Genomic DNA, 21,477 nt, shown 5'->3' with positions numbered 1-21,477 from the left:
GCGGGTCGGGCGTCAGCTCAGCAGGTTGGTCCGGTCGCTCAACCGCGCAGCTGGCGGCTGTGCGCGTGCACCGTGTCCACCAGCACCTTGACGTTGTCCGGCGGGGTGAACTGGCTGATGCCGTGGCCCAGGTTGAAGATGTGGCCGGACGTCGCCGAAGGCTTGCCAAAGCTGTCCAGCGTCTTGATGACCTCGGCCTGCACCTGCTCGGGCTGGGCGAACAGCACGTTCGGGTCCAGGTTGCCTTGCAGCGCCACGCGGTCGCCGACCTGTGCGCGGGCCTTGCCCAGGTTCATCGTCCAGTCCAGGCCGACCACGTCACAGCCGCTGTCGGCGATCTCGTCCAGCCAGATGCCGCCGCCCTTGGTGAAGACGATGTGCGGGATGCGGTAGCCGTTGTGTTCCTTCTTCAGCTGCGATAGCACGCGCTTCGTGTACGCCAGGCTGAATGCCTGGAAGGCACCATCGGCCAGCACGCCACCCCACGAATCAAAAATCATCGCGGCCTGCGCGCCCGCTTCGATCTGGGTGTTCAGGTACAGGGCCACGGCATCGGCGTTGACGGCCAGGATGCGGTGCATCAGGTCGGGGCGCTGGTACATCAGCGTCTTGACGGCACGGTAGTCGTCCGAGCCGCCGCCCTCGACCATGTAGCAGGCCAGCGTCCAGGGGCTGCCCGAGAAACCGATCAGCGGCACCTTGCCCACGCCGTTCTCATCGGCCAGGGCCTTGCGGATGGTGCCCACCGCGTCGAACACATAGCGCAGCTTGTCCATGTCGGGCACGGCCAGTTCGGCCACGGCGGCCTCGTCACGCACGACCTTGGCGAACTTCGGGCCCTCTCCGGCGGCAAAGCTCAGGCCCAGGCCCATGGCATCGGGCACGGTCAGGATGTCGCTGAAGAGGATGGCGGCGTCAAGGTCGTAGCGGCGCAGCGGTTGCAGCGTCACCTCGCAGGCCAGCTCCGGGTTCGTCGCCAGGCCCATGAAGCTGCCCGCCTGGTCGCGCGTGGCGCGGTACTCGGGCAGGTAGCGGCCGGCCTGGCGCATCAGCCACACGGGCGTGCAGTCGGTAGGCAGTCGCAGGCAGGCCCGCAGGAAGCGGTCGTTGGCCAGGGGCGGGAGCGAAATCGCAGGGGTGTGGGCAGCAGTCATCCCCGGATTGTAGGCAGTCCCCACATGGGGGAGTCCCGGGCGTGGTTCGCGCGGAGGCCGACAGGGTGCCCTGCTCATTCAGGGGGGCTCTCCGCACAAGCCATGAGCCCGATGCCCGCCCGCCTCTGCCAGCATCGCGGGCATGGCATTTCTCACTGGTGACATCGTCCCCCTCAACCGCACTGAGCATGGCTACGCCGCCATCGAAGGGCTGGCGGCCACGATGGTTCAGCCCTATCTGATCCGGCTCGATGGCCCCGTGGACGTGGCCGCCGTGCGCCGCGTGATGCGCGAGCTGGTCACCGCCTATCCCAAGCTGCGCGCCAAGCTGGAGCCGGGCTGGCACCGCTACCACCTGCGCATCCTGCCCGACGACGACATCGTCGATCAGCTCTTCGACTGGGCCTTCCGCATCGACACCCAGGTGGACCTGGACGACCCGGCGCAGGTCGAAGCCTGGCAGCGCCAACTCATCAACGAGGTGCTGCCGCTGGAGCGCGGCCTGGGCCTGCGTGTGCGCTTCGCCCCCCATCCTCAGCGGCCGGCCCTGCTGTTTGGCGTGCCCCACATCCTGGCCGATGGCATGACCATGGTGCAGCTCGTGCGCCAGATCCTGCGCGGCCTCAATGGCCAGCCGCTGGAGCCCATGCCGCTGGAAGCGCCGGCCATGATCGGTTCGATCGCGCCGCAGCGCTGGTGGCAGTGGCCGCGCCAGTTGCGCAAGGCGCGTCAGCACAAGGTGGCCGAAGCGCGCCGGCTCGCCAGCTTGCACATCCAGCAGGTGCCGACACGCCTGGGCCTGCACTATTCCACCACCGGCTTGCGTCTGTACGAGGCCTCCACCGGCACCGCCGAGCTGCGTGCGGTGGCGCGCCAGGCGGGCGTCTCGCTCAACACCTTGCTGATCGCGGCCTTGGCACAGACCTTCCTCGAACAGGCGCCCGACGACCCTCAGGCTGCCGCCGTCATCCGCATCTCGGTCAACCTGCGGCGCTTCTACCCGGCCGAGGCGGGGCACGGCCCGCTGTGGGGCAACCATGTGGGGGCGTTCCTCGTCATTGAGCAGGACGCGCACAAGCCCTGGCCCGAGCGCCTGCGCTCGGTGGACGCCAGCATCCGTGAAGGCCAGGCGCGCTACGAGCGCCGTGAGATGTGCTGGACCTATCTCTGGGATGAGTTGGTGCCCTGGCTGGGGCGCACCCTCATTGGTCACATTGGCGTGCAACTCAAGCGCGCACAGCGCTTTCCGGTCATCAGCTGCCACGCCACCAGCCTGGGCGATGCCAACGCGGTCAACGAGCCCGGTGCGCGCCTGCGTGCCGCGCAGCTTTTCGGGGTGGTCAATAGCATCTCGCCACTGCCCGTGCTCACCGAGATGAACGGCCGCCTGTTCGTGCCCACCGCCTGGCAGCTGTCGGAAACCAGCCATGCCGAGATGAGCGAGTTCCTGCAGCGCTTCGACCGGACCTTGGCGTGGCTGGTGTCCGCAGCGAGCGCCTCCGCGCAGCCTTGAGGCGCTGCAACGGGGTCCTTACAGCCGCCCCAACTCCGCGTACAGCGGCCGGCCATCCATGCCGGGGCGCGGGTCCTCGCCGTAGCTCATCCAGAAGTTCTCTGACAGCAACTTCTGGCGCTTGTAGCCGCGCGGCACCTCCACCAGCGGGTCGCCATGCACCACGGCCGTGGCCAGCGCGTCATAGCGCTGCCCCTGGTGCGCCATCATCCAGTCGATCAGCGCCTGGTACACGGCCGGGTCATCGCCCGCGATCAGCACGTTGTACAGCGTCAGGTAGTTCAACGCGCCCCCCACCGGCGGCAGCTTGAAGCCGCCTACCAGCCCCACATACAGGTTGTAGAGCGGGCGCAGGGCCTGCACCATCGGCTTGAAGCCCATCACCCGCGTCTGCTTGTAGGCCTTCTGGTCCCAGCCGGCCAGCATGCCGATCAGGGTGTCACCGCGCCAGGCCAGCGCATAGTCGCTGATGCGCAGTCCGGCGTAGTACGGGTCACCGGCCATCAGCTTTTGAAAATCGTAGACCGGATAGCCGTGGCGCCGCGGTGCCTCTCGGTCCTGAAACGCCTGCATCTGCGGCACATCGGCCGCAGTCGCCGCGCGGATCGTCACCCCAGCGGGGATGCGCGGGGTCTGCTTGCGCACGAAGAGGAAACTGGTCTCGATGGTGTGCGTCACCCAGTACTGAAACAGGATGCCATCGGCCATGTTCGCGGCGGCATCGAGCGGTGCCGTGTTGCCCTTGATGACCACGCCCTGCAGCAGGTCGTCGGTGCTGCGGTGGCGCTTCTGTTCGGTGAACAACTGCCCTGCAATCCCGCGACGCCGGTAGGCCGGGTCCACCCGCGTGTCCCCCGAGTAGTACACGCGCCGGGGCTGCCCATTGATGTAGAGCGTGCGCCCCGAGATCATTGTCAGGCCGGCCAGCACCTCCGGCCGTTCCGGGTCCTCGGCCACCGCGAGCAGCTGCTCGTCGCCAATCACCTTCGCGCCGACAAAGAAGTCGGGCTGGCGCTGAAAGCACAGCTCGGCCGGCCCTGGCATCGTGATCTTGCTGATCAGATCGTGGATGCGCGGGTTGTCCGACGGGTTGCCAAGGCGGATGGTGATGCTCATGAGGGAGGGCTTGTGAAGAGGTTCAGACCATGTCCAGGGCTTGGCGCAAGGCCGCAGGGGCAGCGCCCGACCAGTGCCGCAGCGGTTCGATCTTGATGTTGCCTTCGATCATCCCGCGCTCACGGCACTGCGCCAGATACAAGTCGCGCATGCGCGGCAAGGCCACGCAGGCGGCCGGTTGCAGTTGGCCCAGGTCGCGCGCCAGCTTGTAGTGGAAGTGCGCTTGCAGCGCTTTTTCCACCTGGTCGGCCAGGTCGCGCTGCAAGGCGCCGCGGGGGGCATCCGCCTGGCACTCCACCAGCAAGGCATACCCGGGTGTGCGCCCACGTGCTTCGTCCAGGGCCAGCAGGGTCACCGGCAGGGCGCCTTGCAGGTTCAACGCGTCGATCACGGCCTGCGCCGTGGTCGCACTGGTCTTCTCACCCACCAGGTCGACGCCATCGTTGCGACCCAGGAAGGTGAAGCAGGGCACCTGACCCAGCGGAGCCTCCACACGCAACAAGTCGCTCATCTGATAACGGGCCAGGCCGCTGCCGGTGGTCAGCAGCGGGATCACCTCCTGACCCTCGCGCAGCGCCCACGGCGGCAACACCTGGCCATCCTGCGCGTCGATGAACTCGTAGACATGGCTCAGGTACGCCAAGGGGTAGCGCCCCTGGAAAGGGAAGGTCACCACCCCTTCGGTGGCCCACAGACCCTTGCCCTGGAAGCCCGCCTGCGGCAATTGCGCTTGCAACTGCCGCGCCCACGGGGCCGCGGCCGCGGTGTCCCAGGCGCTGATCACGCTCAGATTCGGCCACAGTTGCTGAAAGAAAGCGGGGTCCAGCCGCCCGTCCCAGCGTTGGAGCAGGCCGCCGGCACGCGCCGACGTCGGGCAGGGCAGGCCGGCCATGCGCGGCGTGCGCGCGCCCCAGTCGCCGCGCGACAAGGCGGTGGCCAACTCTTCGCGCCAGGCCGACATCTGCTCCAGCAAGCCCAGGCCGAAGGTCGGGCTCCACACCGAGATGAAGCCCAGCGAGGCGTCCGAAGCCAGCCAGGCGATCGTGGCAAACAGTGAGTCCTCGGACGTCTCGGCCAGCGCGATCTCCTGCGGCGCTGCCTGGGTCAGGTAGGCCAGCAGGCGCTTGCCCCAGGACAGGATTTGCATGTCGTCGTTCAGATCTCCCTGGGTCTGGGCGCGCATCTCGGTGGGCACCCACGACAGCGACCAGTAGTGCGTGCCCCGGCCTTGCCGTGGAAACTGCCGATACAGGTCGCTCACCCACGCGCTGATGACCTCGTCGAGCTCTTCCAGGAACAGCTTGGTGTACGGCACCCACTTGACCGCCGACGTCGAGCCGCTCGTGGGCTGGTAGCGCATCACCGGCGAGTCGATCAGCAGGGCCTGCTGCGTCTCACGCTGGCGCGTGATCGCGGCGGCGTGGTCGGCATAGTTGCTCACCGGCAACTCGCGCGCGAACGTCTCCCAGGACCAGTCGGCGCGGATGCCCCGCCGTTGCCCTTCGGGCGAGCGTGCCGCCGCGGCCAGCCAGCGTGCCAACCGGGCGCGCTGCACGCCCTCCAGATCGTGCAGATGGCGCTCGAAACGCCGACGACCCGGCGCAACGAGTTGGCGCAGGAGTTGATGTCCGAGGGTGGTCCCGATCCCCATGCTCAGGACGCTCGCTGGCGATCCAGGGCGTCGTGCATCACGTCCGTGTCCTGCCAGGGGGTGGCCTGGGCCGACGTCGGCGCCACATCCAGGCCAGAAGGCCGGTGCGAGCGCAGCACATGCTTGCGGAACCACTTCAGCGGCATGTCCACGCAAGAGCGCATCAGGCTTTCATAGTCCAGGGAGCCCACGCAAGGCAGCTCGGTGCCACGTCGCCACTCGGGGTTGGCCTGCTCGAAAAACGCAATGTGCGGATTGGCCGCCTTCAACTCCGGCGTGATCTCGGCCACATCGCCCTTCAGCCACACGTAATCGTGACCGAAGTCCAGCACCATCCGCTGCCGGTCGAAAGCGTCCGGGAACAAGGCCTCGCAATACGCCTCGGTGACGCGGCGATAGCGCTCGTCGCCGCCCCGCACGTTCGGGTAGTAGTTGTAGAAATTGTTGGTCAGCAGCAGATAGGTCTTGTAGCCCTTGGAGATCAGGAACCAGTAGAAGGGCGTGAGCGGCTTTTTCAGGCGCTCGATCAAGACGCGGCGATGGAAGGTGGTCGCCAGCGCGTTGTTGCCCCAGTACGCCGGCTCGATGATGGTGTCCCCACTGAAGATGCCCCGGACCGCCCGCCCCTCGACCCGCAGGTCGAAACAGGTGAGTGTCGAAAAACCAACAACCTTCTCGTCCGACTTGCGCGTCACCAGGATGACGCCCGACTTCTGGCTCAGGTCGTGCATGAACACATCGAGCGCCGTGTTTTCGTAGAACGATGCGTACAGGTCGTACATCTGCTTGATGTGCGTGACCGTGATGTTCTGTATCGGACGGTAGAAGGTGTTGACGAGTTCTTTGCGGCTTGTTTCGGGCATGTCGTGGCTCCACCAGGGGGGCTGTGATCGAAGGCATCGGGGAGGCCGTCGACAAGGAATGGCTTGAGCATGACGATGCGCCCCGGCCTCGCCCATCGGGCTTGCCCCAGGGCTTCCCTCGGATGGGGGGGGGCTGGCGGGACCGCCGCATTCGCGGGGCGCCTGGCCTCAAAACGGAGAGGTCGCTTGGATCCGTGCGGGTTACTGCGTATAATCTTTAGGTTTTGCCGACATCAGGGTCGGTGTGTTTGTGCCAGATCGGCGCCAAAAGCGTCCGTCAACCAACGCTCCCAAGCAAAGAGCAAGCGACATGTCCACGCCTCAACGTTCCAAGCCAAGAGGCGGCGAATCGGTTCACGATACCGACTTCGATGTGTCCGACTGGTCCAAAGACACCGATCCACCTGTTGAGCCGCTGACGCGGGAAGAGGCGCAAGCCCTTCTTGCCAGGCACCCTTCGATGTCTGTGTGGCAGGTTCTGGCCGCGCAGGCGCTGTTCGGGGTGTTGGTCGCGCTCATCTGGGGTGGTCTGTCGCGCGATGTGTCCGCCTTCTGGTCTGCGCTGTATGCGACGGCCGTGGTCGTGGTGCCCGGTTTGCTGATGGCGCGCGGGGTGTTTGGACGCAATGCGGGACGCGGGGTCGGGCGCCTTCTGGTCTGGGAGGTGCTCAAGCTGGGTTTGATCTGCGCCTTGTTGGCGCTGGCGCCCCAGGTGGTGCAGCCCTTGAACTGGGTGGCGCTGCTGGTGACCCTGGTGCTGGTCTTGAAAGTTGTTGGGGTGGTACTGCTCGTCGGGCAGCGCCGCTAATAAAAATCTTGATTTGACGAGAGTTGCTGATGTCTGCTGACGCTGTCGCCGCTACGGCTGAACACGCGGCCCACCACGGGCCAACCGCTCCGGAATACATTGGGCACCACCTGCGCCATCTGCAGAACTACGCAGACGAGCAGGCCATTGTCGACTGGTCGTACATCAACATCGACTCGATGTTCTGGTCGATCGTGCTCGGTCTGCTGGGTGTGTTCGTGTTGTGGAAGGCTGCAGCCAAGGCCACGTCCGGCGTGCCGGGCCGCTTCCAGGCTGCCGTCGAGCTGCTGGTCGAACTGGTCGACACGCAAGCCAAGAGCATCATCCCGAACGCGACCTCGCGCAAGGCTGTCGCCCCCGTCGCCCTGACCGTGTTCGTGTGGATCTTCTTCATGAACGCGATGGACTTGCTGCCCGTCGACCTGCTGCCCCGCATCTGGGAAGGCGTCTACGCCGCCGCTGGTCACGACCCGCACCACGCCTACATGCGCGTCGTGCCCACCGCCGACCTGTCCATCACCCTGGGCATGTCCATCTCGGTCCTGCTGATCTGTCTGTACTACAACATGAAGATCAAGGGCGTGGGCGGCTTCGTCAAGGAACTGTTCACGGCTCCCTTCCACGCACATGGCGTGGGCGGCACGATCGCCCTGGCCCTGCCCAACTTCTTCCTGAACCTGGTGGAGTTCGGTGCCAAGACGATCTCTCATGGCATGCGACTGTGGGGCAACATGTACGCTGGCGAATTGGTCTTCATGCTGATCGCCTTGCTGGGTGGCGCTGTTGGCGCAGCCCTGACCATGGGTGGCGCTGGCTTGTGGATCCTCCACGTGCTGGCAGGCTCTGCCTGGGCCATCTTCCACATCCTGATCATCGCGCTCCAGGCCTTCATCTTCATGATGCTGACCCTGGTGTACATCGGTCAGGCACATCAAGGTCACTGATTTCAATCGGTGTGACCTGAACGAGTTTTTCTTTTCCCTTTCCCTTTCCTTTCTTAACTTACCTTTCTTTTAGGAGCAATCATGGAACTGGTGTTGGCTAACGTCGCTATCGCTTGTGGTCTGATCATCGCACTGGGCGCCATCGGTGCTTGTATCGGTATCGCCCTGATGGGTGGCAAGTATTTCGAAGCAACCGCTCGTCAGCCTGAACTGATGAACGAACTGCAAACCAAGATGTTCCTGCTGGCCGGTCTGATCGACGCCGCCTTCCTGATCGGCGTGGGTATCGCCATGCTGTTCGCATTCGCCAACCCCTTCATCGCCGCCCTGAAGTAATCGGTCCCTTCTCGACTGAACATTCCATTTAACCGAGAAAGGTCCGAGCCGTGAATCTGAACGCAACACTGTTCGCGCAGATCGTGGTCTTCGGGATCCTCTGGTGGTTCACGATGAAGTTCGTGTGGCCCCCGATCACGAAGGCTCTCGACGAGCGCGCAACCAAGATCGCGGACGGTCTGGCTGCTGCCGACAAGGCGAAGCTGGAACTGGCGAACGCTAACAAAAGCGTCCAGGAACAGCTCTCCCAATCCCGCGACGAGATCGCTCAACGCATTGCTGACGCTGAAAAGCGTGCAGCCGCCATCGTCGACGACGCCAAAAAGCGTGCTGCCGACGAAGGTGCCAAGATCGTTGCTGATGCCAAGGCAGAAGCCGATCAACTGGCCGTGCAAGCCCGTGAAGTCCTGCGTGAGCAGGTCGCCGGTCTGGCCGTCAAGGGTGCCGAGCAGATTCTGCGTCGCGAGGTGTCGGCCGAGGTCCATGCCGACCTGCTGAACCGCCTGAAGTCGGAGCTGTGATCATGGCCGAGCTCGCCACCATCGCCCGTCCTTATGCCGAAGCCTTGTTCAAGGCCGTCCCGGAAGCAGAGCAATCTGCGGTCGTGACGCAAGTGGCCGCGCTGGCGCAAGTCGCCGGTGATGCCGCCCTGCAAAGCTTCGCCGACAACCCTCGCGTCACGCAGGAGCAAGTCTTCGGCGTGCTGACCGAGGCCGCCAAGGTGGCTTTGGCTCCGGCTGTGTCCAATTTCCTGCGTACCGTTCTGGACAACGGTCGTCTGGCGGCTCTGCCGCTGATGGCCGAGCAGTTCCAGACGCTCGTGCATGCCCGCCAGGGCGTGGCCGAAGCCCGCGTTTACAGCGCCTTCCCGATTTCTGACGCCCAAGTGGCCGAGATCGTGGGGCCGCTGGAAAAGCGCTTTGGTCGCAAGCTGGAAGCCGTTGTGGAGGTCGATGCCGACCTCATCGGCGGTGTGCGCGTGGTGGTCGGCGACGAGGTGCTCGACACCTCCGTCAAGGCCCGCCTGGAACGCATGAAGTCGGCACTTCTGGCCTGAACCAGAGCCCGGCCTCCATCCGAATAGTCGCTCAACCCTACCGGTGGTATTGCGCCACCGGTTGTTGTCAACGCGGTTCGCCTTCGCGCGGCCCTTGACCAGCCTGGGAGCAAAGCAATGCAACTGAATCCCGCAGAAATTTCCGAACTGATCAAGAGCCGCATCGAGGGTCTCGGCGCGGCTGCCGACATTCGCAACCAAGGTACCGTCATCTCCGTGACCGACGGTATCGTTCGCATCCACGGTCTGTCCGACGCGATGCAAGGCGAAATGTTGGAGTTCCCCGCGGACGCTTCTGGCGTCCCCACCTACGGCCTGGCCCTGAACCTCGAGCGCGACTCCGTCGGCGCCGTGATTCTGGGTGCCTACGAGCACATCTCTGAAGGCGACGTCGTCAAGACGACCGGTCGCATCCTGGAAGTGCCCGTTGGTCCCGAGCTGATCGGTCGCGTGGTGAACCCCCTGGGTCAGCCCATCGACGGCAAGGGCCCGATCAACGCCAAGCTGACTTCTCCCATCGAGAAGATCGCTCCGGGCGTGATCGCACGTCAATCCGTGGATCAACCCCTGCAGACCGGCATCAAGTCCATCGACTCGATGGTGCCCGTCGGCCGTGGTCAGCGCGAGCTGATCATTGGTGACCGCCAGACTGGCAAGACCGCTGTCGCCATCGATGCGATCATCAACCAGAAGGGCCAAGGCGTCACCTGTATCTACGTCGCCATCGGTCAGAAGGCTTCGTCGATCAAGAACGTCGTGCGCTCGCTGGAACAAGCTGGCGCCATGGACTACACCATCGTCGTCGCCGCTTCGGCCTCTGACTCGGCTGCCATGCAGTTCGTGTCGGCCTACTCCGGTTGCGCCATGGGCGAGTACTTCCGCGACCGCGGTCAAGACGCCCTGATCGTGTACGACGACCTGTCCAAGCAAGCCGTTGCCTACCGTCAAGTCTCGCTGCTGCTGCGTCGTCCGCCCGGCCGCGAAGCTTTCCCTGGCGACGTGTTCTATCTCCACAGCCGCCTGCTGGAGCGTGCCGCCCGCGTGAGCGCCGACTACGTCGAAGCGTTCACCAACGGCGAAGTGAAGGGCAAGACCGGTTCTCTGACCGCCCTGCCCATCATTGAAACGCAAGCCGGCGACGTGTCCGCTTTCGTTCCGACCAACGTGATCTCGATCACCGACGGTCAGATCTTCCTGGAAACCAACCTGTTCAACGCTGGTATCCGCCCCGCCATCAACGCCGGTATCTCGGTGTCGCGCGTCGGTGGTGCTGCTCAGACCAAGGTCATCAAGAGCCTGTCCGGCGGTATCCGTACCGACCTGGCCCAGTACCGTGAATTGGCTGCGTTCGCGCAGTTCGCTTCCGATCTGGACGCTGCCACTCGCAAGCAGCTGGACCGTGGTGCCCGTGTGACCGAGCTGCTGAAGCAGGCTCAGTACCAACCTCTGTCGATCTCCCTGATGGGCGCAACGCTGTTTGCCGTCAACAAGGGCTACATGGACGACATCGAAGTCAAGCAAGTGCTGCCTTTTGAAGCTGGTCTGCACCAGTTCCTCAAGACCAGCCACGCTGCTTTGCTGGCCAAGATCGAAGAGAAGAAGGCCCTGGACAAGGACGCTGAAGCCGAACTGCAATCGGCCATCGTCGCGTTCAAGAAGACCTTCGCCTAAAGGAGCGCACCATGGCCGTAGGCAAGGAAATTCGCAACAAGATCAAGAGCGTCGAGAACACCAAGAAGATTACCAAGGCCATGGAAATGGTCGCGGCTTCGAAGATGCGCAAGGCGCAAGATCGCATGCTTGCGGCTCGCCCCTACGCTGAAAAGGTGCGCAACATCACGGCGAACTTGGCCAAGGCCAACCCCGAGTACGTCCACCCCTTCATGCTGCCCTCTGTGGACGGCAAGAAGGTGGGCTTCATCGTGGTGAGCACGGACAAGGGTCTGTGCGGTGGTCTGAACACGAACGTGCTGCGTGCCGTGACCAACCAGCTCCGTGAGCTGGACGGTCAAGGCGTCAAGGCCGACGTGGTCGCCATCGGCAACAAGGCCACCGGCTTTTTCAACCGCATCGGTGCCAATGTCGTCGCGCAAGTCGTCGGCATGGGCGACACCCCGCATCTGGAAAAGCTGATTGGCCCGGTCAAGGTGCTGCTCGACGCTTACACCGCTGGTGAACTCAGCGCTGTCTACCTGTGCTACACCCGCTTCATCAACACGATGAAGCAGGAGCCGCAGGTCCAGCAATTGCTGCCTCTGGCCGCTGACGAGTTCGCAGGCGAGACGACTCATTCATGGGAATACATCTATGAGCCGGACGCCAAGCTGGTGATCGACGAGCTGATGACCCGTTACGTTGAGGCGCTGGTTTACCAGGCTGTGGCAGAGAACATGGCTTCGGAGCAGTCGGCTCGCATGGTGGCCATGAAGGCCGCGACCGACAACGCCGGCAATGTGATCAAGGAACTGAAGCTGGTCTACAACAAGACCCGCCAGGCAGCGATCACGACCGAGCTGTCCGAGATCGTCGCCGGTGCGGCTGCGGTCTGATCCGAAGATTTTGAATTGATTGAAGGAACGAAAAATGGCTGACACGCAAACAGTGGGCAAGATCGTTCAGTGCATCGGCGCCGTGGTGGACGTGGAGTTCCCGCGTAACCAGATGCCCAAGGTGTACGACGCCCTGAAGATGGACGGCTCCGCGCTGACCCTCGAAGTGCAACAGCAGTTGGGTGACGGCATTGTCCGTACCATCGCGCTGGGTTCGTCCGACGGCCTGCGCCGCGGCATGCAGGTGTTCAACACCAATGCTCAGATCACCGTGCCCGTGGGCCAGGCGACCCTGGGCCGCATCATGGACGTGCTGGGCAACCCCATCGACGAACGTGGTCCAGTGGACCAGGCTCTGACCGCCCCGATCCACCGCAAGGCTCCCGCTTACGACGAACTGTCGCCCTCGACTGAGCTGCTGGAAACCGGCATCAAGGTGATCGACCTGATCTCGCCTTTCGCCAAGGGCGGCAAGGTGGGTCTGTTCGGTGGCGCCGGTGTGGGCAAGACCGTGAACATGATGGAACTCATCAACAACATCGCGAAGGGCCACGGCGGTCTGTCGGTGTTCGCTGGTGTGGGTGAGCGTACCCGTGAGGGCAACGACTTCTATCATGAAATGTCTGACGCTGGCGTGGTGAAGCAGGACAACCTGTCTGAATCCAAGGTCGCCATGGTCTACGGCCAGATGAACGAGCCGCCGGGCAACCGTCTGCGCGTGGCCCTGACCGGTCTGACGATGGCCGAAGCCTTCCGTGACGAAGGTAAGGACGTGCTGTTCTTCGTGGACAACATCTACCGCTACACTCTGGCCGGTACCGAAGTGTCCGCTCTGCTGGGTCGTATGCCTTCGGCTGTGGGCTATCAGCCGACGCTGGCCGAAGAAATGGGCCGTCTGCAAGAGCGCATCACCTCGACCAAGGTCGGCTCTATCACCTCGATCCAGGCCGTGTACGTCCCTGCGGACGACTTGACCGACCCGTCGCCTGCCACGACCTTCGCCCACTTGGACTCCACCGTGGTGCTGTCGCGTGACATCGCTTCGCTGGGTATCTACCCCGCTGTGGACCCGCTGGACTCGACCTCGCGTCAGCTGGACCCGCACGTGGTTGGTGAAGAGCACTACCAAGTGGCCCGCGCCGTGCAAAACACGCTGCAGCGCTACAAGGAACTGCGCGACATCATCGCCATTCTGGGCATGGACGAACTGGCTCCGGAAGACAAGCAATTGGTCGCCCGCGCTCGCAAGATCCAGCGTTTCCTGTCGCAGCCTTTCCACGTCGCCGAAGTGTTCACCGGCGCACCTGGCAAGTATGTGCCTCTGAAGGAAACCATCCGTGGCTTCAAGATGATCGTCAACGGCGAGTGCGATGCACTGCCCGAGCAGGCCTTCTACATGGTGGGTACGATCGACGAAGCCTTCGAAAAGGCCAAGACGATTCAATAAGCTGCGCGTTTGGCCCTGACTCGGCGTTGCCGTGCTCGCCGTAGCCTGGCTACGGCTGTGCGCGGCGCCTTGATTCAGGACCAACCGCTTGCTTCTTGTGCCGTCTGATTCAGTTGAATGTCTGCTGCACCAGACGGTGCAAATCGTTGAACCTCTTTTGAAAGCTCGATATGTCCACCATTCACGTTGATGTGGTCTCCGCCGAAGAGTCGATCTTCTCGGGCGAAGCCACGCTGGTGTCCCTGCCGGGTGAGGTGGGTGAGCTTGGCATCCTGCCGCGTCACACTCCGCTGATCACCCGCATCAAGCCGGGCGCCGTGCGCATCCAGCGCGCTGACAACAACGAAGAAGAGTTCGTCTTCGTGGCTGGCGGCATTCTGGAAGTGCAGCCTCACTGCGTGACCGTGCTGGCCGATACCGCCATCCGCGGTCACGACCTGGACGAAGCCAAGGCGACCGAAGCCAAGCGTTTGGCCGAGGAAGCCGTACAGAACGCCAAGGGCGAACTGGACCTGGCCCGCGCGCAAAGCGAACTGGCCGAACTGGTGGCTCAGTTGGCTGCCATCCGCCGCCTGCGCAAGAAGTGATCTCGTGCCCGACAGGCGCTTGCGCCTGTCTTGGTACCGAAGCCCGCAGTTCACCCCTGCGGGCTTTTTTGCGCTTGGGCTTCCATGGCCTCGGCCCGGGGGGCCGCGAGTCTGCCTCGGCGGCATGTTCTTCCCCTGCACGCGCGCCACGGCAAGGGGCTGACCAGGGTTATCCATTCGGGGCAAGCGACCTTGGCCAATGGCCCACGCGCACCTATGCTGGTTTCACGCAGGAATCGGGATGGGAGCCAGCATGGCAGCAGGGACAGCGAGCAGCGCGTCGGCGCAGGTGCGCCGGTTGGGGTGGTGGCGGTACGCGGCAGTGTTCGGGGCTTTGCCCTCGCCGAAGGCTGTGCCGAGCAAACTGGACTTCGGCGCCGAGTTCGTCGGGCCGGCATGGCTGAGGTGGAGTGCCGGACCGTCGCTGGCCTTGACGGCCCTGGCCGGTTGGTGCGGCAAGCGTTTTGCGCAGGGGCAGGCGGTGAACCTGGTGCGCGACAGGCGTGGGGGGGCGCCCCGTGCGACCCTGCCGATGCAGTCCTTGCTGGCACCGTCAACGATCGACGGACGTGTGGTCGTGCGCCTGCAGTACCCCCGTGAGGCGGGCGTGCCCTGGCGCTGGGCGGTCGATGAGCTGCGCCCCTTGGGCGACGGGGGCTGGCTGGGCATGATGCACCTGGAGCTGCCGTTGCTGCGGCGCCTGCATTTCCCCTTCTTGCTGACGCCGATGGAGCGTGCTTGAGATGCAGGAGGTCGACTGCCTGGTGGTTGGCTCCGGATTTGGCGGGGCCGTGAGTGCCTTGCGCATGGCCGAGAAGGGCCATTCGGTGGTGGTGTTGGAGCAGGGGCGGCGCCTGCGGCGCGCCGACATTGAGGCGGGTGGGCGCAGTGTGCGTCGCCTGATCTGGGAGCCCGCACTGGGCTTGCGGGGCTACTTCCGTCAGTGGATTTTTCCGGACGTGGCGGTCGTGGGCGGTGTGGCGGTGGGCGGTGGCAGTCAGGTGTTTGCCGGGGTGCTGTTGCGACCGAGGGGGGCCACGTTTGCCTCCCCCGATTGGCCGCGGGCCGAGGCCGACTGGCAGGCGGCGTTGGCACCGCATTACGCGCGCGCGGAGCGGATGCTCGGTGCGGCCGCGAATCCGGCGCGCGGTCGGCAAGATCGCTGGTTGCTTGACACTGCCCGGGCCATGGGCGCCGGCGCCAGCTTTGACGGCATTGCGTCGCAGGCGATTTACTTTGGGCAGCAGGGCGAGGGCGTGGACCCTTTCTTTGGCGGTGAGGGGCCGGCGCGGAGTGGTTGCCGCCAATGCGGTGAGTGCCTGTCGGCCTGTCAGCATGGCAGCAAGAACAGTCTGGACCTGAACTACCTGTATCTGGCGGAGAAGAAGGGCGCGCGCGTCGTGCCCGAAACGACGGTGACCGACATCGTGCCGCTGGCCGATGGACGCTATCGGGTGATGGTGCGGGTTGGTCGCGAGAAGGCGGCTCGACCGGCCTATGTGGCCCGCAAGGTGATCGTCGCGGCGGGCGTGGTCGGGACGGTGGACTTGCTGACACATTGCCGGGATGTGTCGAAGTCTCTGCCGAAGCTCTCGTCCGCGCTGGGACAGCGGGTGCGCACCAACAGCGAGTCGATCGTGGGGGTACTCTTGCCTGAGGGGCAGGTGGCCAATGCCGATGGGGCGGCGATTACCTCGCACTTCTATCCGGATGCGCACACGCACATCACGCAGAACCGCTTTCCGGCCAGCTTTGCCTACATGCGCTGGACCTGTGGGCCCTTGGTGGATGCGGCCAGCCCGGCCGCACGGCGCTGGCAGACGCTGGGGGCCATGCTGCGGCAGCCTGGCAGGGTCTGGCGCAACTGGGCGGCGCGCGACTGGCCCGCGCGGGCCGTGATGCTGACGGTGATGCAGAACGTGGACACGCAACTGGCGCTGGTGCGCACGCGGCACCCTTTGATGCCGTGGCGCACGCGCCTGACAACGCGGCGGGAGGCGGGGGCGTCTTCCCTGGCTTTCATTCCGCAGGCCTTGAAGGCGGCGCAGCATCTGGCGCAGGTCACGGGTGGAGAGGCGATCTGCCCCTTGCTGGAAAGCGTCGGCAACAAGGCGGTGACGGCGCACATCCTGGGGGGCGCCGTGGTCGCCGACAGCCCGGCGCGGGGCGTGATCGACCATCGCCATGAGGTGTTTGGCTATCCAGGGCTGTATGTCGTGGATGGCTCGGCCGTGCCGGCCAACCTGGGCGTGAACCCGAGCTTGACGATCACGGCGCTGGCCGAGCGGGCGATGAGCCTGATGCCGGGGCGCGAGCGCCCCTGAACCTCAGATCACGTCGGCCGGCGGGCGGCGTTGCAGCACACCAATCGGCGGGGCCCAGCGGGCGCCCTTGGGCTTCTTGGCGGTGACGAGGGTGACGTCGGCCGGCTCGAACACCTCGACGTTGTGCGTGATGGGCGTGGTGAGCACGTACTGCGCACGGGTCGAGCGCAGGAAGTGGCCAACGAGCTGGATGTTGCGCACGTCCAGGTGGGCGAAGGGTTCGTCGATGAAGACGAAGCCGCCCGTGCTCTCGTCGTCCTTCATCAGGCCCACGAGCAAGATGAGGGACTTGATGACCTGCTGGCCACCCGAGGCTTCGCCGTCGTTGAGGCCGATGCTGCCCTTGCCGTCGAAGTTGAAGTGCACCTTGAGCTCGGCCTGGCGCAGGCCGATGTCGTCGCCGTCCAGATGCGGCAGCTCGGCGTTGACCTCGACGCCGGCGAGGTGGCCAAGTTCGATGATGTTCTTGCGGTAGCGGCGCACCGTGACCTTGAGCACGTCGGTGTAGCGCGCGCGGGCATTGTCGACGGCGATGGCCGCGGCGGCGTTGCTGGCCTTGCGCTGGTTGAGCTCGTCTTCCTGGCGCAGCACGTTGGCGTTCATCAACGTGAGCTGCTCCAGCACGGTGGGGTCGGTCTCCCACTGGCCTTCGTTGAGCTCGCGGTCGACGGCGTCGGCGCGCAGGCGGGCCTGGGTGACGTTGCCGTATTTGGCCTGCATCTCGGTGATGCGGGCGGGCTCGCGCCAGCGGCGGGCCAGTTGCAGCTTGACCTCGCGCGACATGAGGGCCTGGGCCATCAGCTCATCGAAGCGGATCTGCCAGTCGCGGTCGTGTTGGGCACTGCGGCTCTCGAGGTGAGCCAGTCGCTCTTGCGCCTGCTTGTAGGCGTGCTGGGCGTTGGTCTGCGCCACCACGGCATGCTTGAGCAGGGCCTCGGCTTGCTGCCAACGCTCACCGGCTTGCACACGGGCCTGCTTGAGCGTGGGCAGCTGTTCGCGGGCTTCGTGGAATTCGGCGGCGCGGTCGGCCAGCTCGGCAGCGGCGGTGAAGCCTTTGGCGGCCTGGCGGGCGTCTTGCAGCTGGCGGTCGAAGAAGGCCTGGTCGCGCACCAGGCGGGTCATCTCTTCGTCGAGCTGTGCCAGGCGGGCTTCGATGGACTGGCGGCGACCGGCGATGGCGGCAGCGCCGAACTGGTGCTGGCCGGGGTCGACCCAGACCGAGCGGCCGCCGCGGTTGTCGCGGTGGTAGGCCTCGGGGGTGATCCATTCGCCGCCGACCTTGACGCCGGCTTCGGTGCTGGCCACGCGGCGGATGTTGGCCAGCTGGCGCAGCAGCCAGCGCGGTGCAGCCGCAGAGAACTTCAGGACGGCCAGCAGGCTGTCGGGATCGGGCTGGGCGGGGGCGTCTTCGGCGTCGGCCACGATGTAGTGGCGGAAGCGCTCTCTCTCGGCCAGGGCCATGGCCTGGGCTTCTTGGCTGGGCTTGGCCAGCACCACGACCCAGCGGCTGCCGCGCAGCACGCCTTCGGCGGCGGCGCGCCATTTCTCGTCGCTGATCTCGATGATGTCGGCGATGAGGTGGTGGGCGATGCCGGCCTCGGCGAGGGTGCGCGTGAAGCGGGCGACTTCGGGTGGCGGCGGGGCCTGGCGCTGGCCTTTGAGGGCGTCGTAGGCGCGCTGGGCGTCGTCACGCTGGTCCTTGAGGCGTTGCCACTGGGTGGCGAGCTTTTGCTTGTGCTCGCTCAGTTCGGCGATGCGGGTGGTGAGCTTGTCGGCGTCGCCTTCGACCACGGCCAGGCCTTGCAGCTCGTCGGCGCGTTTGACCAGGGCTTCGACTGGGCGCTCGGCGTCGCGGGCCTCTTCCTGCAGGCGGCGGGCGGTGCGGACCTGGGCTTCGAGCTCTTCGACGCGGGCGGCGGCATCGGTCTGGTCCTGCAGGCGTTGCAGCAGCTCGGCCTTGACCTGCGCGTGCTGGCGGCGATCCTCTTGGGACTGCAGGCGCTGGCGGTGCAGTTCACGCAGCTTGTTGGCGAGCACCCGGCGGGTCTCGTGGTTGCTCAGCACGGGCACGACCTCGGTGGCGAGGGTTTCGCGCTCCTGGCATTTGAGCTCGTACTGGCGGTAGGAGTTGACGCGGATTTCGAGCTCGGCGCGCTGGGCCTTGCCGTGCGAGAGTTCGCGCTCGGCGGCTTCGACTTCCTGCGTGAGTTGGCGCTGGTGGTTGCGCGCTTCGTCGTAGCGGTCGAGCACGTCCTGGTCGCCGAAGACGTCGAAGACCAGCTTGAGCAGCTCTTTGGGGCTGTATTCGCAGAGGCGGTCGGTCTGGCCTTGTTCCAGCGCGAGGACCTTGGCGATGGCGCGTGACAGGCCGGCGCCTTCGAGGCGCTTGCGCCAGTTGTCGATGCCCAGCCAGTCCTTGTCCTGACGCTCGATGAGCTGTTCGATGCTGACGTCGCCTTCGATCATCAGGTAGCGGCGCGTCCAGTCGCCGCCGTTGCGGTCGATGCGGCAAACGAGGGTGACGACGTCGCTGTAGAGCAGGCAGCGGGCGAAGGGGCGGTTGGAGGATTGGCGGTTGCGCGGGCGGTTGTCGACGGTGGCGCGCAGCCAGGCGCTGTCGGCGTTGGCGTGGCGGGCGTATGTCTTGTAGTTGCGGCCGCCCGAGCAGTCGAGGCCGAGCAGGGTGCGCATCGCGTCGAGCAGGGTGGTCTTGCCCGAGCCGTTGGGGCCGGCGACGGTGATGATGCTGCCGTCGAGCGGCAGGGTCAGGCGCTGGCAGTAGTCCCAGTGCAGCAGTTCGAGGCTTTGCAGGTGAAACATTCGGATCAGGCCTCGTCGGGGGCGGCAGATGTCAGGGGCACAGAAGGTGAGCCAGCGGCGGGGCGCGGGGCGGCTGGGGCTGTGGGGTGCTCGTTGCCTTCGTTGCCATTGCCGGTCTCGTCGGCCAGCAGGGCGGCATCTTCGGCCAACTCGTCGTCGGTGGGCAGCTCTTCCAGCGGCGGCTGGGTCAGCGCCAGGGGCAGGTTGCCGGCGAGCTGTTTGGCTTGCGCCAGCACATCGCCCAGGGCGCCTTGCAGGATGCGCTGGGCCAGCGCGTCGTAGTCGAGCAGCAGGTCGAGCAGGGGACCTTCGGCGATGTCTTCGCCCTTGCGGACGATGAAACCGTGGTTCTCCAGGCGCTTGAGGTTGGCGTCGAGGCGGGTCTTTTTGCCGAGCTGCACGCCGAAGTCGGCGAGCAGGGCGCGGTAGGAGACCAGGGGGCTGACGCTGGCGGCGGTGGGCAGCGGGCGGTCCTTGCCGAACATGTCGTTCTGGTCGTCACCCTGGGCGTTGGCGGCGCGGGCGGCCTGGCGCTCGCGCTTGGGCAGCACGATCAGCGACCACAGCACGACGAGCAGCGAGACGGCATCGCGCGGCAGGTCGATGTTGTTGTGGCTGTTGAGGCCGGCTTCGCCGAAGACGGCGGTTTCAGCGGGGCGCAGCAGGGCGACGCTGACGTGGTCGGCGTAGAGGTTGTCGATCAGGCGCAGGCCAACCTGGGCCAGGCGGTCTTGGGTGGCCGCCCAGAGGTCGGCGTCGATCAGGGCGCGCTTGACCTTGGGGTGCTGGCGGGGCAGCCAGCGGCGGGCCAGCAGTTCGGCGGCCAGCAGGGCCGCGTCGTCCAGGTGTGAGCTCATGGGGGCGTGGGGGTGTCGTCAACGGGGCGGGGGCTGATCAGACCTTCGCTGATCAGGGCCACGGCCTCGTCGTGGGTCGGGAGGTGGCGAGGGCTGAGTTGCCACTGCCAGGGGGCACGGGCGAGGTCGCCGGTGGCGCCCTTGAGGGTCTGGGCCTGGGCGTCGCCGAGCAGGGGCAGCAACTGCAGGCGGTAGGCGGCCTGGGCAAAGCGGCCGCCCAGGATGGCTTCGTGCAGCGGGCGGGTGCCCGGTGGGGGCGCGGCCTCGTCGGTGGGGTCGGTTTGCGGGGGCAGCTCGCTGAGCTGTTCGGACCAGCGTCCGAGCAGGTGGATGAGGCCGTTGAGCTCGGGCGGCAGGCTCAGGGTGTCGAGCGTGCCGGCGGCGGCCTCGGCAGGTGGGGGCAGGCCCACGCTGCGTTCGGGGTCGGGGCGGTCGCGCTCGAACTCGCCTTCGGCCACGTCGATGAGGTCGTGCTGGCTGGTGAAGACTGGGCGCACGGGCACGGACAGGGCTTCGCCCATCAACTCGTAAAGCGCGGGGTGGGCACGCAGCCAGGCACGCACATCCGAGGTGGTCAGCCCGGTGGAGCCGAGGGTGACACGCTGGCGGTCGGCCTGTTGCAGCGCGCGGGTGAACTGGCTGGCCATGGACAGCAGGCGGGCCTGTTCCTGGCCGATGGCGCGGGCCTCGCGCTCCAGGCGCGGGTCTTCGTGGTCGGCGCGGATCAGGGCGGTGAGGGCCTGGCCGGCGCGGTCGACCAGTTGCAAGGCGCGGTCAAAGCGCGGCTGGGCGGTGCGCAGCTGGGCTTCGGAGCCGCTGGCGATGGCTTCGGCGAACTCGTCGTGCAGGCGCGCCAGCGAGGCGTGCAGGTGGCGCAGCTGGTTGGCGTTGACCAGACCGAGCTGCTGGGCGCCGGCGACCTGGGCCAGCAAGGGGGCCATCTCGTCGTCCTCGTCCACCGCGGGCGGGGTGGTCAGCGGGGCGAGCAGGCCCTGGACCTGCTGGGCCAGGGGCGGCAGTTGGTAGTCCTGCGTGGTGGCGTCCCAGGCCAGCAGGTGCAGGTCGCGCAGGCGCTTGAGGACGGTTTCCAGCGCGTCGGGCCAGACGGCGTGGAAGAGCTGGTGGATGTCGTCGCGCGAGAGGCGGGCCTGGGGCTGGCTGCACAGTTCCAGCAAGCACCACAGGCGCAGCTGGACCATGGCGGCAGGGCCGTGGAAGAGGCCGCGCAGGGCGTCGAGCAGCTCGGTGCGATGGCCCAGAGCCCAGGCCAGGGGCTGGCTGGGAGGAAAGTCGGGGTCGCGGAAGTAGCTCTCGAAGCTGGGGCTGTCGGGCGACTCGGCAGGGGGGCCGCCGGCGCGCTCGGGGCGCAGCACGTCGGGAAGGGGCGCTTCGGTCATCCTGCCATTTTGCCGGATGGGAAGGCCCCCGCCATCCGGCCCCGCCCACCCCTT

19 protein-coding genes are annotated in these 21,477 nt (G+C 65.9%); 12 read left to right on the top strand and 7 right to left on the bottom strand.

Going from position 1 to position 21,477, the window contains the following annotated elements; genetic code table 11:
- Positions 1–38: 38 nt before the first annotated feature.
- Positions 39–1,154, bottom strand: a complete 1,116-nt coding sequence (gene hemE, locus RBT42_RS11870) for a uroporphyrinogen decarboxylase (RefSeq protein ID WP_320365349.1) — start codon at positions 1,152–1,154, stop codon at positions 39–41.
- Positions 1,155–1,296: 142 nt separating this feature from the next.
- On the opposite strand from hemE, the gene RBT42_RS11865 reads away from it, so the two are divergent.
- Positions 1,297–2,667 (top strand): hypothetical protein, encoded by a 1,371-nt coding sequence (locus RBT42_RS11865; RefSeq protein WP_320365347.1) that lies wholly within the window; start codon positions 1,297–1,299, stop codon positions 2,665–2,667.
- 18 nt (positions 2,668–2,685) lie between these two features.
- Here RBT42_RS11865 and RBT42_RS11860 read toward each other — a convergent pair whose 3' ends face one another.
- The 3 genes from RBT42_RS11860 to RBT42_RS11850 are packed head-to-tail and all read right to left on the bottom strand — an operon-like array spanning position 2,686 to position 6,297.
- Complete coding sequence (locus tag RBT42_RS11860; RefSeq protein WP_320365345.1) at positions 2,686–3,783, bottom strand: hypothetical protein; 1,098 nt, start codon at positions 3,781–3,783, stop codon at positions 2,686–2,688.
- A 22-nt stretch (positions 3,784–3,805) separates the two neighbouring features.
- Complete coding sequence (locus tag RBT42_RS11855) at positions 3,806–5,434, bottom strand: GH3 auxin-responsive promoter family protein (RefSeq protein ID WP_320365343.1); 1,629 nt, start codon at positions 5,432–5,434, stop codon at positions 3,806–3,808.
- A gap of 2 nt (positions 5,435–5,436) precedes the next feature.
- On the bottom strand, positions 5,437–6,297 hold the full coding sequence (locus RBT42_RS11850; protein WP_320365341.1) for a hypothetical protein: 861 nt from the start codon (positions 6,295–6,297) through the stop codon (positions 5,437–5,439).
- A gap of 310 nt (positions 6,298–6,607) precedes the next feature.
- On the opposite strand from RBT42_RS11850, the gene RBT42_RS11845 reads away from it, so the two are divergent.
- The 11 genes from RBT42_RS11845 (at position 6,608) to RBT42_RS11795 (ending at position 16,349) form a co-directional block, all read left to right on the top strand.
- Entirely contained in the window at positions 6,608–7,105 is a 498-nt protein-coding gene (locus RBT42_RS11845) for an ATP synthase subunit I (protein WP_320365339.1), read from the top strand.
- 29 nt (positions 7,106–7,134) lie between these two features.
- Positions 7,135–8,049: a F0F1 ATP synthase subunit A gene (gene atpB / locus RBT42_RS11840; RefSeq protein ID WP_320365338.1), complete on the top strand. Its 915-nt coding sequence runs from the start codon at positions 7,135–7,137 to the stop codon at positions 8,047–8,049.
- Positions 8,050–8,130: 81 nt separating this feature from the next.
- Positions 8,131–8,385, top strand: coding sequence for a F0F1 ATP synthase subunit C (atpE, locus tag RBT42_RS11835; RefSeq protein WP_320365337.1), 255 nt, complete (start codon positions 8,131–8,133; stop codon positions 8,383–8,385).
- A gap of 50 nt (positions 8,386–8,435) precedes the next feature.
- Positions 8,436–8,906, top strand: a complete 471-nt coding sequence (locus RBT42_RS11830; protein ID WP_320365335.1) for a F0F1 ATP synthase subunit B — start codon at positions 8,436–8,438, stop codon at positions 8,904–8,906.
- A 2-nt stretch (positions 8,907–8,908) separates the two neighbouring features.
- Positions 8,909–9,442: a F0F1 ATP synthase subunit delta gene (locus RBT42_RS11825; protein ID WP_320365333.1), complete on the top strand. Its 534-nt coding sequence runs from the start codon at positions 8,909–8,911 to the stop codon at positions 9,440–9,442.
- Positions 9,443–9,559: 117 nt separating this feature from the next.
- The gene (gene atpA, locus RBT42_RS11820; protein WP_320365331.1) at positions 9,560–11,113 is read left to right on the top strand and encodes a F0F1 ATP synthase subunit alpha; all 1,554 of its coding nucleotides are present in this window, start codon (positions 9,560–9,562) and stop codon (positions 11,111–11,113) included.
- An 11-nt stretch (positions 11,114–11,124) separates the two neighbouring features.
- Entirely contained in the window at positions 11,125–11,991 is an 867-nt protein-coding gene (gene atpG, locus RBT42_RS11815) for a F0F1 ATP synthase subunit gamma (RefSeq protein ID WP_320365329.1), read from the top strand.
- A 34-nt stretch (positions 11,992–12,025) separates the two neighbouring features.
- Positions 12,026–13,438: a F0F1 ATP synthase subunit beta gene (gene atpD, locus RBT42_RS11810; protein WP_320365327.1), complete on the top strand. Its 1,413-nt coding sequence runs from the start codon at positions 12,026–12,028 to the stop codon at positions 13,436–13,438.
- A gap of 170 nt (positions 13,439–13,608) precedes the next feature.
- A complete protein-coding gene (locus RBT42_RS11805) occupies positions 13,609–14,025 on the top strand; it encodes a F0F1 ATP synthase subunit epsilon (RefSeq protein WP_320365325.1) in 417 nt (138 codons plus the stop codon).
- 253 nt (positions 14,026–14,278) lie between these two features.
- Positions 14,279–14,767: a hypothetical protein gene (locus tag RBT42_RS11800; protein WP_320365324.1), complete on the top strand. Its 489-nt coding sequence runs from the start codon at positions 14,279–14,281 to the stop codon at positions 14,765–14,767.
- A gap of 1 nt (position 14,768) precedes the next feature.
- Entirely contained in the window at positions 14,769–16,349 is a 1,581-nt protein-coding gene (locus RBT42_RS11795) for a GMC family oxidoreductase (protein WP_320365409.1), read from the top strand.
- Positions 16,350–16,352: 3 nt separating this feature from the next.
- Here the strand turns inward: RBT42_RS11795 and RBT42_RS11790 are convergent, their stop codons facing one another.
- The 3 genes from RBT42_RS11790 to RBT42_RS11780 are packed head-to-tail and all read right to left on the bottom strand — an operon-like array spanning position 16,353 to position 21,423.
- Complete coding sequence (locus tag RBT42_RS11790) at positions 16,353–19,169, bottom strand: ATP-binding protein (RefSeq protein ID WP_320365321.1); 2,817 nt, start codon at positions 19,167–19,169, stop codon at positions 16,353–16,355.
- Between the two features lie 5 nt (positions 19,170–19,174).
- Complete coding sequence (locus tag RBT42_RS11785; RefSeq protein WP_413785892.1) at positions 19,175–20,026, bottom strand: hypothetical protein; 852 nt, start codon at positions 20,024–20,026, stop codon at positions 19,175–19,177.
- Positions 20,023–21,423 (bottom strand): hypothetical protein, encoded by a 1,401-nt coding sequence (locus RBT42_RS11780; protein WP_320365319.1) that lies wholly within the window; start codon positions 21,421–21,423, stop codon positions 20,023–20,025. The genes RBT42_RS11785 and RBT42_RS11780 overlap by 4 nt, the downstream gene beginning before the upstream one ends.
- Positions 21,424–21,477 lie beyond the last annotated feature (54 nt).

It is taken from the genome of Aquabacterium sp., from assembly GCF_034003525.1.
Taxonomy (GTDB): domain Bacteria; phylum Pseudomonadota; class Gammaproteobacteria; order Burkholderiales; family Burkholderiaceae_C; genus Aquabacterium.
The sequence above is the reverse complement of the archived record's forward strand: the minus strand, read 5'-3'. Positions and strand labels throughout refer to the sequence as shown.

Excerpts from the sequence above, each read along its gene's own strand:
- hemE (WP_320365349.1), bottom strand. The coding sequence starts at position 1,154 with ATGACTGCTGCCCACACCCCTGCGATTTCGCTCCCGCCCCTGGCCAAC.
- RBT42_RS11865 (WP_320365347.1), top strand. The coding sequence starts at position 1,297 with ATGGCATTTCTCACTGGTGACATCGTCCCCCTCAACCGCACTGAGCAT.
- RBT42_RS11860 (WP_320365345.1), bottom strand. The coding sequence starts at position 3,783 with ATGAGCATCACCATCCGCCTTGGCAACCCGTCGGACAACCCGCGCATC.
- RBT42_RS11855 (WP_320365343.1), bottom strand. The coding sequence starts at position 5,434 with ATGGGGATCGGGACCACCCTCGGACATCAACTCCTGCGCCAACTCGTT.
- RBT42_RS11850 (WP_320365341.1), bottom strand. The coding sequence starts at position 6,297 with ATGCCCGAAACAAGCCGCAAAGAACTCGTCAACACCTTCTACCGTCCG.
- RBT42_RS11845 (WP_320365339.1), top strand. The coding sequence starts at position 6,608 with ATGTCCACGCCTCAACGTTCCAAGCCAAGAGGCGGCGAATCGGTTCAC.
- atpB (WP_320365338.1), top strand. The coding sequence starts at position 7,135 with ATGTCTGCTGACGCTGTCGCCGCTACGGCTGAACACGCGGCCCACCAC.
- atpE (WP_320365337.1), top strand. The coding sequence starts at position 8,131 with ATGGAACTGGTGTTGGCTAACGTCGCTATCGCTTGTGGTCTGATCATC.
- RBT42_RS11825 (WP_320365333.1), top strand. The coding sequence starts at position 8,909 with ATGGCCGAGCTCGCCACCATCGCCCGTCCTTATGCCGAAGCCTTGTTC.
- atpA (WP_320365331.1), top strand. The coding sequence starts at position 9,560 with ATGCAACTGAATCCCGCAGAAATTTCCGAACTGATCAAGAGCCGCATC.
- atpG (WP_320365329.1), top strand. The coding sequence starts at position 11,125 with ATGGCCGTAGGCAAGGAAATTCGCAACAAGATCAAGAGCGTCGAGAAC.
- atpD (WP_320365327.1), top strand. The coding sequence starts at position 12,026 with ATGGCTGACACGCAAACAGTGGGCAAGATCGTTCAGTGCATCGGCGCC.
- RBT42_RS11805 (WP_320365325.1), top strand. The coding sequence starts at position 13,609 with ATGTCCACCATTCACGTTGATGTGGTCTCCGCCGAAGAGTCGATCTTC.
- RBT42_RS11800 (WP_320365324.1), top strand. The coding sequence starts at position 14,279 with ATGGCAGCAGGGACAGCGAGCAGCGCGTCGGCGCAGGTGCGCCGGTTG.
- RBT42_RS11795 (WP_320365409.1), top strand. The coding sequence starts at position 14,769 with ATGCAGGAGGTCGACTGCCTGGTGGTTGGCTCCGGATTTGGCGGGGCC.
- RBT42_RS11790 (WP_320365321.1), bottom strand. The coding sequence starts at position 19,169 with ATGTTTCACCTGCAAAGCCTCGAACTGCTGCACTGGGACTACTGCCAG.
- RBT42_RS11785 (WP_413785892.1), bottom strand. The coding sequence starts at position 20,026 with ATGAGCTCACACCTGGACGACGCGGCCCTGCTGGCCGCCGAACTGCTG.
- RBT42_RS11780 (WP_320365319.1), bottom strand. The coding sequence starts at position 21,423 with ATGACCGAAGCGCCCCTTCCCGACGTGCTGCGCCCCGAGCGCGCCGGC.